Origin of the sequence: Pyxidicoccus sp. MSG2 (assembly GCF_026626705.1) — a bacterium.
Lineage (GTDB): Bacteria > Myxococcota > Myxococcia > Myxococcales > Myxococcaceae > Myxococcus.
Window position 1 is genome coordinate 10346645 of record NZ_JAPNKC010000001.1, and the last position, 12920, is coordinate 10359564.

Consider the following 12920-nt stretch of genomic DNA (forward strand, 5'->3'; position numbering starts at 1 on the left):
CAGGTTCATCCGTCGAGCTGCCGCCAGTTCACGACTCCACCCAGGCCCTGGATCTTCGGCAGCAGACCCTCCAGGGCGCTCACGGAACGTTCGAAGTCGGGGACCTCGATGAGGAGTCGGGTCTGCTCCGACGTGGGAGGCCGCGGGCGCGTGCTCACCTGCTGGAGGTTCCCCAGCCCGGCGGCGCCCTGGACCTCGCGCGTCAGCGGGTCTACCACCGCCTTGCGTCGGACGAAGGCCGCGATGACCAGGGCCGTCCGGTCATGGGGTGCGTCATCGAAGTCGCCACTCCACGTCTCATCCAGTGCGTCCACGAAGACAGGCTCATCCCAGGAAGGACGGGCGGACGTTCCCGGATGTGAATCCAGGGTGACCTCGACGGACCAGGCGATGGGCCAGCGGTCCCTCCATTCCGGCTCGCCGGGGTAGTCCGAGTAGAAGTGGGTGCGCAGCGGCTGGACCTTCCATGTCCGGGGCGTCGCATCGCCCAGCCCGAGCGCGCGCAGGCTCTCGCGGATCCACTCCTCGGACGCATCCTGGAGCCGCGGCATGTTGGCTCGAGTGACGTCGAACATGAGCGTTCCACGAGGATCCAGATATGGACTCCATAGGTTGAACATGGCGTTCCTTCCTGCTCACTCGTCCGGGCCCCGGAACTTCTGTCCGACTTCGGGGGTGTAGGTCAGCCCCGCCTTGCGGGCCATTGCGCCATCACTGCTGTTGTTCTTGCGTGCGACGACCTGCATGGAGCCCGTCTCGTTGTAGAAGTCGGCGCGATCCCCCTGTTCGCAGTTGTTGCCGCCATGGCTCCTCCAGTGCTCGACCACACGGGTCTTGTGGTCGATGGTGGCCGTGCTCTTGGGCTCCCAGTTGTTCGTCATCTCGTCCTTGAACTGGGACTTATTCGCCGGGTTCTCCAGCGTCTTGAGCCTGTTCTGGAACCAGGTCTCCGTCGCCGTCCGGTAGCCGCTCGGATAGAAGGTATCGCGGACCTTCTTGTCATACGGCGGCTTGAGGCGGTTGCCCTCGACGTACTTCGAGGCGTGCCCCATGTTGATGAGGTCATCGATTCCGAACTCGCCGCCAATGCCCTTCAGGTTGTTGGCGACGTCCTCGATGCTCTTCAGCAGCTTGCCCTCGGCCTCGCTGTCCGAGTTGATAATCGACAGGTGCAGATCGCTCTCGATGTTGGAGAGCTTCGTGTAGACCTTGTCCAGGCGATTGATGAGCTTTGGCCGGTTGGCACCCTTCTTCTCCTTCTCGATGGCACCGGCAGCGAGTGACTTGAGCACTCCGAGCCGGCTGGACGCCATCTTGATGCTGAGCTTGTCGTCCTTGAACTCGGCGTAGATCGTGTGCCCTTCGTGGTGCATCGTGAGCGGGAGCTGGACCTTGAGGTGCCGCCCGCCCTTTTCGTCTTTCTTCTTCTTGCCGCCCCCTCCACCGAACAGCTTCTTCACCCACGCCCAGGCCTTCTTCAGCCAGCCGAGCACGGCGGCGCGGACCTTGGTCTGCACCTTGGTGATGAACTCCCGAATCTTCTTGGAGATGCCGCCCAGGCCGATGAGCCGCGCCAGGAAGGCGATGACGATGGGAATCAGGTTCGCCAGCGCGTTTTCAATCCACTTCGCCGCGCCACCGATGGCGCCCGTGGCGATGGCGTGCACCGAGTTCACCACCGCCTCGATGAGCGCGACGATGCGCGAGGCGTTCTCGATGACCCACATCACCACGTTGTAGATGGCGATGACGGCCTGGACGATGGCGCCGGCCGGGTTGAACATCGAGACGACCTTCATCACGGCCTGCTTGACGATGGTCTCGATGAGCCAGTTCTGGATGGCATCGATGACCATCTCCTTCAGGTTGGAGAGGTCCTCCTTCAGCTTCTCCCAGAGCGCCTGCGGGCCGCCCTTGATGGTGACGGTGATGTACTCGACGAGCTTCTCGAGGAGCGCAACGTTGCGCTCGCCCATCAGCTTCACGGCCTCGCCGCGCATCCAGTCGTAGGTCAGCCCGAGCACGTCGAGGACGAGCTTGAGGATGGACCAGACGTTGAGGTCGCTCGGCACCTGGATGCCGGCCTCGGCCAGCGAGCCGAACAGCCACTGCATGAAGCCCTTCTTCAGGTGCGTCCAGATGTTGCCGACGAACTGGTTGAAGCCCTGCTTGATGGCCGCGAGCAGGTTGCCCAGGAAGCCGATGGGGTCCGACAGGATGAGCTTGATGGTCTCCAGCCCCTTGCGGAGCACGGCCATCAGCTTGTCCTTGAACTCGGTGAGGATCTTGATGACCTCGCCGATGGCGTCCGCCAGCTTCTTCAGCGCGCCGGCGTTCTCCTCCTCCAGCTTCTTGAGCGCCGCGTCCGCCTTGTCGTGCGCCTCCTTGTATTTCTGCGCCAGCTTCTGGGCGAGGTCGTTCTTCTTCGAGTCGATGCCGCTGCGCAGCTCCTCGAAGCGGTCGTTCATCGCCTGCTGCGCTTCGCGCCCCACCGCCTGCAAATCCTTCGGCAGGCTGTCCACGTACGCCTTGATGGCGGCCTGGCCCTTGTCGACCTCCGCCTTCGCGTCCGCGAGGCGCGTGTCCACCATGGTGGAGATGCGCACGGCCAGCGCGTCCATCTTCGAGGCGAAGCGCGTGCGCGCCTGGCCGAGGATGACCTTGATGCCCTCGGGCACGGGGCGGAACAGGTCCGCAAGCCAGCGCCCCTTGCCGAGCACGCCGCTGTAGCGGTCGTCCTTGAACTTGTCGATCTCGCGGTTGGCGTACGACTTCATGTCCGCCAGGGCCGCCTCGGCGCCCAGGTCGAACAGCCGCATCACATCCGACTCGAGCGTGGACAGCTTCAAGTCCACCCGCTGCTTCGTCGTCTGGTACAGCTTCTCGATGTGGTCGCTGACCTCCTTGCGGCGCGCCTCGTCGCGCTGCTTGGCCAGCAATTGCCGCGCCTTGACCTTGGTATTGCCGGAGACCTTCACTCCGCCCATCTGCGCCACGCCGGACTTCGCGTCGCCGGACGCCTTGGCCTTGGCCTGCCCCAGCGTGGCCTTCTCGCTGGACACGTACTTCCCGGGCGCCGCGCTGGCGACCTTGTCCACGTTTGTCTTCTGCGAATTCACGGCGGAGAAGCGCGAGTCGTTCGCCTTCGTGAGCCGCTCCGGCGTCAGCTCGGCCTCCTTCATCTGCTGGTCGGCGTCCTGCTTGGGCTTGCCCAGCGCCTGCACCTCGGTGGAGGGCTTCGGCGCGGGCATGGCGTCCGCGCCGTTGACGGGCGGAGGCGCCACGGCGGGCTCCTCCGGCATCGGCGCGGACGCGCGAGCGGGGACGGAGCCCGTATCCGGGGGCGCGGCGGAGGCCTGCTCGGTGGGGCCCGCCGCCGTGTCCTTCTGTTCCTTCACACCTCCGGAGACGGCGCCCTTCACCTGGGCCGTCTCGTTGCCCTCCATGAACTTGTCGGCGTCATCCAGCGTCTTCGGCATCACCTTTTCGATTTCCGCGCGTAGCAACGCGAGGAAACCGTTGGGCTCTGCCTTGGGCGCATCCGCCGACTTCATGGCGTCCACCTGGTTGGCCTTGGCGCCGGCGGTCCGCTCGGAGGGCGGGGACACGGCGGCGGCCTGGGCCTCGGAGGCCTTCTGCGCGGCGGGCGGGTGCTGCTTCGTCTTCTTCGAGCTCTTCTCCAACTGCTCGATGACCTTGCGGAAGCGCGGGTCCTTCTCCGCGTCGCCGCCCACCTTCACGGCCGCGCCACCCGGTGCCGCGGCCGTGGTGGCGCCCCCGGAACGCGCGCCGGCCCCACCGCGCGCGGGAGCGCTGGAGGGACCTCGTGCTGCGGCTCGGGCGGGAGGCATGGGTGGCGGCTCTCAGCCCCGAAGGGAGGTGGCGCCGGGTCGGCGCAGGGGACAGACGTCGCCGGCCTTGCGGTACTCGCGCAGGACACCGGCCTCCAGGTGTGACGAGCCGAGCGGCCCTCCGTCCTCCATCGCCAGCAGCGAGGCGTGCAGTACCGCGTTGCGAATCTGTCCACCGCTGAGCTGGCAGCGCGCGGCCACCTCGCGCAAGAGGCCCGCGTCCACCCCGTGCGCGGCGGGCAGGTGGAGCTGCCACAGCGTCCAGCGCTCGGACGGGTCCGGCGCGCGGAAGTCCACCACCACGTCCATGCGCCGCTGGAAGGCGGTGTCGATGGCGTCCGCCGCATTGGTGGTGACGATGAGGAGGCCCTCGTAGGACTCGATGCGCTGGAGGAGGTAGTTCGTCTCCAGGTTCGCGTACCGGTCCGTGGACGAGCCCACGCCGGTGCGCTTGGCGAAGAGCGCGTCGCCCTCGTCGAAGAGCAGCACCACGTCCAGCTCCTCGGCGAGCGCGAAGATGCGGGCGAGGTTCTTCTCCGTCTCGCCGATGTACTTGTTCACCACCGAGGACAGCTCCACCCGGTACACGTCCAGCCCCAACGCCGCGGCGACGAGGCGCGCGGCCAGCGTCTTCCCGGTGCCGCTGGGGCCCTGGAAGAGGGCGCGCACGCCCGGGGTGAGCTGCTTCGCCAACGAGCCGCCCACGGCCTCGCCCATGCGCTCGCGGCCCCGGCAGCGCGTCTCCAGCAGGCGCAGCTCGCGCATCGTCTCGCTGGCCACGGAGAGCTGACCCCAGTCGCCCTGCGTGGTGAGCCGCACGGCCAGCGTGTCCAGGGCCTGCCGGTTGAGCGCGCGCGTGGCCTCGCGCACGTCGTTGGGTTCCACCTCCACGCGTCCGGCGAGCGCCGCGTGGGCCTGCGCCAGCCGCGCAGCGCGGCGGACGTGGCCCCGGGTGAGGCGGAAGGACGTACTCAGCTCGTCCACGCAGGCGCAGGGCCGGCCCGCCAGTCCCCGCTGCCAGTGCAGGGCCCGCTCCTCCGGGCCGGGCATGTCCACCGCGAGGGTGAGCGCACGGTCCACGCCGTCGCCGGAGACGCCGCCCAGCCGCCCGAGCACCACGCCCAGCGGCCCGTCCAGGCCCGTCAACTCCGGCACCTCGGCGGCCTCACCGGGGGCCGGCTCCAGCACCGCCACCGGCAGCGCGTGCAGCAGCGTGGCCAGCGGGCCCACCATGCGCCACCGCGCGTCGTCGCCCTTCTGCGGCCCCTCCACCTCCAACACGCCCCGGCCCAGGGCGCGAGCCACCGAGCGCAGCAGCGTGCGCCGCCCGTTGTGGCGGGGACCGCGGACCACCAGCGCGCGGACCTCCGTCGAGCCCAGCAATGCCGGCAGCCGCGTGAGCGCCTCGCGCAGTGGCTCCGGGATGATGAGCGGCTCGTCGCGCTCCAGCTTCGCCAGCGCGTGGTGCTTCATCCACGGGGTGGGGCGCTCGGGGGCCTCGCCGCGCAGCGCATCCCAGACGGCACCGGGGACGTGGAGGGCCCACTCGGAGCGGGGGGCCTCGCGGTCCGTCACCTCGACGAGGCCCAGGTCCATCAGCCGGCGCAGGTGCGCGCGCACCTCGCCCCGGTCGTCCTCGCCGCGCCAGGCCGCGTTGAGCAGGCCCAGGGTGGGGCGGTGCAGCGTGGGCGTGCCCTGGAGCGCCGCGAAGAAGGTGCCGAAGCGCGCGTCCTCCTCCACCATTCCCACTGCGAGCAGCAGCGTCAGCGCCTCATGGTCCAGCCCGGCCGCCTGGCGTAGCGCGCGCATGGGCAGGTGGCAGGGCACGTCCGACTCCCACTCGGCCAGCGCCCCGGGCCAGTGGCCGGGGCCGTCCTCGTTCTCCAGCGCGCCGATGCCCAGCCCGGTGAGCTCCTCGCGGTACGACTCCAGGAAGGGGAAGCGCGCCAGCAGGGCGCTCTCGCTTCCGAAGGTGCGCGCGCCGTGGGCCAGCACCCGCGTGGCCGCGGCGAAGAAGTAGAGCTTGAAGTGTTCGACGGGTTCGGAGCCGCTCGGGATGTCGGACATGGCGCGTGTCGGGCTCACTCGAAGTGGAAGGTGAGGTGGCGCCCGGCGGACGGGAGCCACCCGATGTCCCGGTCCAGCCCGGCGATTCGCACCGCCAGCGGGAGCTGGGACAGGGCAAGCACCACGTCCACATGACTCTCTGAGACGTGGAGCCGGGCATCGTGTGAAAACAGCGTTCCCTCCAGCTCGAGCGCATCGTTCGAAGTCAGACCCAGCGCGCGGACCAGCCGTGCGCGGCAGTAGGGCACCAGCCACGCGAGCCACCGCTCCAGTGGGGCGGCATCAGCTCCACCCGGCGGCGGTACCTCTCCGTGGGCCAGTGTGAAGCGCGGCTCGGCGGCGGTGTTTGCCTCCCCACCCGGTGCGTGCTCTCGCATGGAGGTCGCCGCCATGCGGCGGCTTCGTGGGTCAGGGGCACGCTGGAGGTAGGGCTCCACCTCTCGCTGGACCTGCGCCTCCACGTCGTCGTCCATGCGCGGCACATCCACCACGAGGAAGCCCGCCGGGTGCAGCACGCGCAGTCGGCCATCCTGGGCCGACCACGTCCACACCTGCGTCTCCTCGGTGCGGAATGCGTGCAGCCACTCCTCGGGCACGCGCCACGCATCCGGAGGCTCGAAGCCCTGTCCGGCAGCGTCCCCCGCCTTGCGACCGGCGAGCAGGGCCAGCACCTTCCACACCGGGTCGCCCGGGCGTGGGTCCGCGAGCAGCCTGCGCCCCAGCAGCGTGACGAAGTCCCAGAGGGACAGCGGCAGGTGCGGGTGCATCGGCCGCGAGAAGTCCCCGTATAGCTCCAGGAAGAGGGCCAGGTTGACGAGGTAGAACAGGCCCCCGAGTCCGGTGGGGATGGGCAGACCCCAGGCGCGCTCCGGTGTTTGTTCGCGCGACACCTGGGGAAGGAAGCCCTGGGTGGGCGAGGGCGGCTGCGACGAAATCGGAGTGAGTTCCACCGGCGGCCCGCTCACGCCTTCGCCGGGGAGGGCCGGAGGCTCGGAAGGGGCCATGACACCCGCGGTGGGCGCGTTTCGCACGGCAGGCGCATCGAGCGGAGGCGCTCCGTCTTCCGAAATCGCTCCCGTGTCCCGGAGAGCCAGCCCCTCATCCCTCGCGGGGGCGGGGCTCGCGCGAGACGCCTCGCCCGGAGCCTCGTGTAACGAAGCCGCTGCCACGGGCGGCACGTTGGCGAAGGCTGGCGGGCCTCCCGCGGAATCCAGTACGTACGGCGGAGGAGACCGGGGGGACGCTTCGACGAAGTGCCGCGCCTGCTCGCGGCGCCATGCATGCAGCGCCCGTGCGAAGTCCGGGCGTCGAAGCTCCATGGGCGCACGGTGCAGCATCAGCGACACGCCGAGCAGCGTCCGTCGCTCGAGCCCGCTCTCCACGGCCCGGACCTCCTGCACCCACGGTTCCCAGGGAGCACTGGCTCCGGTGAGCGCCAGCGCCCCGTCGTACCCCTCCGTTTCCATGGCGGAAGCCCCATGCTCCGCGCGCACAACCGTCGTTTCTGCCTCTGGGATACGGGAGGCTTCTGTTTCGCTCAGGAGCGCTCGTTGTCCGTAGCGGAGGGCCAGTGCGGTGAGCAGCCCACGCGCGTCCACCTCGTCGAGCACGGAGAGCGCCGGTGTGACGTTTCCTTGTCGCGCCACGAGGCCCAGCGAGGCCGGGAGGTACTCGGGATGGCGGTTCCACTCCCGGAGCAGCACCTGCCGCAGGTCCGTGCTGCCGTAGAGTCCGCTCCACCACCATTGGTGCGCGTGGAGCCCATGGCCCAGCGCGAGGGCCAGGCAGCCCAGCAACTCCGCCATGTCGGAGAAGAGGACCGCCTCGCTGTCGGCTGGAACCGCACCCTCGACGGGCCGGGCCGCGCGCGAGAGCAATTCTCGCAGCGCCGACCCGAGCGTCCTGTCCCACTCCACCGGGGAGTCGAACGCGCGGCGGCTCCGCGACGTGCCACCCGACTGGAGCGTCCCCAACCGGCGCACGCAGAGGATGGCGGACGGAGGCAGCCCCAGGGCGCCAGGATTCACGGCGCCCATGAGGCGCTCCATCCGGAGGCGGGTCGCGAGCGAATCTCCGCCCGCGCCCCGGACCCGCAGGCGAGCCACCTTGATCAACCCCTCGTGCATCCCCATGGCCCACCTCGCGGCGCGGCGGCTACGCGCGCCGCGACCGCCGGCGCACGAAGATGAGCAGCAGCGGCAGGGCGTAGAGGAGCATCATGTCCCCCGTGGCGCCGCAGTGCCCACAGGTCTTCCCCTTGCCCCCGCCGTTCCCGGTGCCCCCGTCTGGTGTGCCCGGCCCCGTGCCCGGCTTGACGGGCTCGAGCTTCGTCACCGTTCCCCGGGCGATGACGGCGTCCCCCATGGCGATCTCGATGGGCGTGTCCTTCTGCACGCCCGTCACGAGCACCTTGTACGTGCCGTCGACCTCCGGCGTCGTCACACTGACGACCTTGCCATTGCCGCCGAGCGTGACGCGGAGCTGGTCCTCGTAGCCGGGCCCCTTGACGTTATCCAGCGCGTCCTTGAGCACGAGCGTCAGCACGTACGAGTCGGGCGAGCCGTCGGGAGCCGGGGCGCTCTCCAGGGTGGAGCTGGGGCCGTCCGGGATGACCTCCACGGCCGTCTCCACGGTCTCGATGCGGCGCAGGGGGATTCCGTCCGCGGACTTCCCCTCCAGGAGGACGTGGAAGCGGTACGTGCCCGGAATCTTCGTGTCGGCGTAGGTCAGGGTGAAGCGCCCGTTCTCCAGGCGCTTCATCTGGACCGGATCCGCATTGAGGGACTCCAGCTTCTTGCGGAACTCCGGGTCCAGGGCGAGCGCCTCCAGCTTGCGCTGGTAGGGGCTGAGCACGTCCGGGCTCTGCTGCTGCGTCGTCGCCGTCGTTCCCGGGGTGGTGGGAGTCGTCCCCGCTCCCGGCTGCCGCGGAATCGGATTGGACGGCATCTTCGTCGTGTGCAGGAGCGTCCCCAGTGCGGCCATCGGTCGCTCCACCGCGACGGAGAGCACGAGGTCCTGCTCCTTGCTCAAGGGCTTGCCATCGAAGATGACCTCCGCGTTCAGCGTGAGGGGCTTGCCCGCAGGGTGCTTGTCCCCCTCGATGTGAAGGCCGAAGTCCAGGCTGCGCTCCTCGACGAGCACGGACAGCTCGTAGGGCTGATCCCCGGGGGCGTCGGGGTTCCGAAGGACGTCGAAGGCCCACGTCCCCGGCGGCCCCAGCTTGCCCATCTCGAAGCGCTGGACCAGGGTGCTGCGTCCGACGACCTGGGCCGAGGGCTGGGCCAACGCGCCTCCGGGCTTGCGGGCGCGCAACCCCAGCGGCATGAACCGGCCGGGGCGCGCGGAGAGCGCGACGTAGATGCTGCGGGCCGTGGCGTCGACCTCGACGCTGGTGGACTGCTGGCTGCTGCTCGCGGGCAGCACGGCCTGCTTCTGTGCGAGCGTGGCCAGGGTGTTGCCCTTCAGCGCCGCCACGAGCTCGGTGAGGAAGGAGCTCGCCAGGGTGCTCGACGTCGCCATCAGCGGATTGCCCGCGGTCTGTTGGGCAATCTCCGTCAGCAGCTCGCCATGCGGAGTCATGGCTCCCGGAACTCCGACGGAGACCGCCAGGATGGGGATGCAGAGGTCGCCCAGGCTCTGCTCGCCTTCCCCGTTCATCAGGTCGAGCGTCCGCCGACCATCCGAGGCGCGCTTGTTCACGTAGGGCGGCACGTTCTGCATGCCGTCCGTCATCAGGACGATGGCGAGGTCGAACTTCCCGTCCGCCGGCAGGCCGCGCCAGGTGTTGATGGCATCCTTGAGCCCCGAGCCGAGGGCCGTGCCGCCCAGGGGATTGTCGGCCTGGACCCGTGCATTGATGGCGTCCCACGGGTGGGTGCCGGCCCCGCTCCCGCGCTCGACGAAGTTGCCTCCCGGGAAGGGGACGACCTGGGATGCGCTCTCGAAGTAGACGAGCCCGAGCCGGTCCTTCGCGATCCCGATGCCGCCGGCCGTGCCAGCGCCGAGACCCTCGATCCGCCACACGCCGACGAACTGTTCGATGGACCGCTGGAGTGCGGACCACTTCGAGCCGGCCATGGGCCCCACATCACCCGGCGTGGCGTCCCACATGCTCCCGGAGCGGTCGAGCACCAGGGCGATGTCCAGCGGGAGCCGGCCTCGGTATTGCCCGGGCGGCTCACTGCCCGCCACCCAGGTCACCGTGTCCACCCGCCGGTTCGCGCACTTCCCACAGGTCGCCGGGGAGGCCCGGTACCCGGTGATGCGGTAGCCGTTGATGGCCGGCAGCCCCACCGGGCTGAAGGAATAGCTCTTCGCCGCGTCCACACCCGTCTTGACGGCACAGAAATCAACGCCCGAGCCCAGGGGCGCCAGGACGCTCTTCGCTGCCAGATCGATCACGAGGCTGTTGGTGCCCGGGACGAGAAACACCGCGACGGTATCGCCGGCATTGGCGCCGGTAAGGTTGGCGGCGTCGCCCACGAAGATGCTGGTGCCCGCGAACTCGATGGCGGCCCCCGGAGCGGGAGCCGCGTCCAGGTCCAGCATCACCCGGACCCTGCTGACGGGAGCCGCCGTCGGCGCGGGAAGTTGGAAGGTGTAGGGCTGGGCCAGTGCGGGGCCGGCCAGCAGCAACGCCACGAGGAACAGTGGAATGCGACAGGGGCGGGAGTGCATGACGCTCAGAGCCTCCAAATGAACAGCGGGAAAGGCGGCGAGGTCCGGCTGGTTTCGCCGGAGCCGACCTGGACGGTGATACCGAACTGGGCGTTGCTCCCCTGGGTGTCCAATCCAGGGAGGCTGCTCGGCACGGTGACGACCAGGGTGTTGGTGGACAGGTTGGAGTCGGCCGTGGGAGTGACCCCGGCAAGGGGCTGTCCGCCAAAGAAGACCCGGATGGCGCTGAGCTGGTCACCGAAGGCGCTGCCGACGATGCGGATGCCCGCGCCGAGCCTGACGGTGGACGTCCCCGCGGTGACGGGGGTGATGGTGCTGATCGCCGGGTTCGGCTGCGCCAGCGGCGGCAGGACGATGAGCTTCAGCGTGTCCGAGCCGTGAATCGTTTCCACGCGCACGCTGACTTCCTTCTGCTGGCCCGTGCTGGTGGGCGCGCCCGGGATGTTCGTGGGTACGATGACCGACAGCATCTGTGACGTGCTGTCCAGGGTGGGCGGAGCCAGCGCACCGTCGAACGTCACCGTGTTCTGCGAGATGGCGTCGAGGAAGTTGGTGCCGAAGATGTCCAACCGGTCCCCGATGTTGACGCTCGTCTTGCTGAACCCGGTGATCTTCGGCGCCAGCGGCGTGGGGGTGGTGCCCACCGTGGCGGAGACCAGCAGGAACACGGGCGTGTTGGGGACGACCCGCGCGCCCGGGGGCGGCACCTGACCAATGACTATCCGGTTGTTCTGGGTGGAGTCGTTGGCGTTCACAACGAGCCCCGCGGCATCCCTCACGGTGCTCAGCACGAGGCGCGAGCCCTGTGCACTCAGGAGGTTCTTCGTCGTCAGCAGGTTCTGCCCGAAGAAGGTCGGCACCTTGATCTCGCCGCCCAGGGCGGCTTCGAGGTCCTTCAGTTTCTTGATGATGAGGTTGATGAACTTGGCGGTTATCAAATCGCCCGGTTGGACATCAGTCAGTTGTTCGTCGGCCATCGCTTCCTCCTCGCGGCCTGTCAGGGTGGGAAACCGAAGGGTGGGTTCACCGCAGTGCGTAGTTGCCGAAGCTCCAGTGCGACGCGTCGTAGCGCGGCTCGCTCACGTCGGGCATGTGGCCGCTGGCGAAGATGAGGTACTCCTGCGTGGAGCCGCCCGAGAGCAGCGCCTGCTGGTTCTCACGGACCTTGAAGAGCCAGACGAACGGGTCCGTGCTGGAGGGCGTCGTCGGCAGGAAGGTGACGGGCGGGAAGGCGAAGGCCATCCGCAAGAGCGCCTGCATCCGCGCGCCCTCCACGTGCGTCACCACCTCGCGAATCGTCACCCCGTCGAAGAAGACGTTCTTGTCGAAGCCGGGGAAGGCCTCGTTGCCCAGCGGCACCACGCCCGTGGGAGGCAGGAACTCGAAGTGGTCTCGCGCCTTCAGCGCCTGCGGGTTGACGGCGCGCAGCGAGTCGAGCTGGTCCTGGAACTGGAGGAACATGGCCTCGCCCTCGGCGGCGCGGCGGTCTCCCACACCCAGCGCCCAGCGCCCGGGCTGCGTCGAGCGGGTGGGGCGGCGGCGCGCGGACCACACGTCCACGAAGCGGATGCCCTCGCCGTCGCGCCAGTGGATGACGGCCAGCGGCACGTCGCAGTCGGTGAGGAACTGCGGGCGCAGCTTGTCGATGGCGCCGTACCCCGTCGCGGGGACGGAGAAGGGGTAGTCGCGGAAGGGCACCGCCTGCGTGTCCGTCGTCCCGAAGCAGTGGTGCGCCACGCGGTTGCGCAGCCGCTGCCGCTTCGCCGTGGTGTTCTGCAGGTCCGCGTCCGGGACTTCCAGCCGCAGCAGGCGGAAGCGCACGCCCTCCACCAGCCGCTTCGCCTCGCAGCCGTTGGTGGGCTGGCCGCCCAGGCCGCTCGTCTCCGCGCGGCCCTCGCGCCCGTCCGCCTCGGAGATGACGAGCAGGTACACGCCCGTGCCGGACACGTACACGCTGCCCGGCGGCGAGCACGCGCCGAAGCCGGCCTGCGCGCCCGCGGCGGTGGTTTCATTGGAGGCGCCGCGCAACAGCGACACCTCCACCGGCTGCTTCAGTTCCAGCGCTCGGCCCTCGCGGTTGAGGGCCAGGCCCTGCTTCACCGTGACGACGGGCTCCGTCGTCGAGCTGCCGCCGATGATGGCCTCCACCTCCAGGCCATGCACCACGCCCTCGCCCAGCGCGGCGCCGAACTGCTTGAGCGCGTCCTTCCGGGCCTGCTGCTCCCGCGTCAGGTCCTCGGCGGACAGGAGCCGGCCATTGAAGAAGTTCGTCGAGCGGATGCCGTCGTCGAGGAATGCCGTATCCAGGTCGATGCGCATGGCGCG

General features: G+C 69.4%; 7 protein-coding genes. All 7 read right to left on the reverse strand.

Annotated elements, in window-relative coordinates; translation table 11 throughout:
- Positions 1-5: 5 nt before the first annotated feature.
- Genes OV427_RS40400 through OV427_RS40430 form a run of 7 tightly spaced genes read right to left on the reverse strand, consistent with a single transcriptional unit; the run spans position 6 to position 12914 of the window.
- Entirely contained in the window at positions 6-575 is a 570-nt protein-coding gene (locus tag OV427_RS40400) for a hypothetical protein (RefSeq protein WP_267861559.1), read from the reverse strand.
- Between the two features lie 60 nt (positions 576-635).
- Positions 636-3851: a phage tail protein gene (locus OV427_RS40405; protein ID WP_267861560.1), complete on the reverse strand. Its 3216-nt coding sequence runs from the start codon at positions 3849-3851 to the stop codon at positions 636-638.
- Between the two features lie 12 nt (positions 3852-3863).
- Complete coding sequence (locus tag OV427_RS40410) at positions 3864-5918, reverse strand: ATP-binding protein (protein ID WP_267861561.1); 2055 nt, start codon at positions 5916-5918, stop codon at positions 3864-3866.
- A 14-nt stretch (positions 5919-5932) separates the two neighbouring features.
- The gene (locus OV427_RS40415) at positions 5933-8050 is read right to left on the reverse strand and encodes a hypothetical protein (protein WP_267861562.1); all 2118 of its coding nucleotides are present in this window, start codon (positions 8048-8050) and stop codon (positions 5933-5935) included.
- 22 nt (positions 8051-8072) lie between these two features.
- Positions 8073-10595: a vWA domain-containing protein gene (locus OV427_RS40420; RefSeq protein ID WP_267861563.1), complete on the reverse strand. Its 2523-nt coding sequence runs from the start codon at positions 10593-10595 to the stop codon at positions 8073-8075.
- A 5-nt stretch (positions 10596-10600) separates the two neighbouring features.
- Positions 10601-11572 carry a PASTA domain-containing protein gene (locus tag OV427_RS40425; protein WP_267861564.1) on the reverse strand — a complete coding sequence of 324 codons (972 nt, stop codon included), beginning with the start codon at positions 11570-11572 and terminating at the stop codon, positions 10601-10603.
- Positions 11573-11618: 46 nt separating this feature from the next.
- A complete protein-coding gene (locus tag OV427_RS40430; RefSeq protein WP_267861565.1) occupies positions 11619-12914 on the reverse strand; it encodes a hypothetical protein in 1296 nt (431 codons plus the stop codon).
- Positions 12915-12920: the final 6 nt, after the last annotated feature.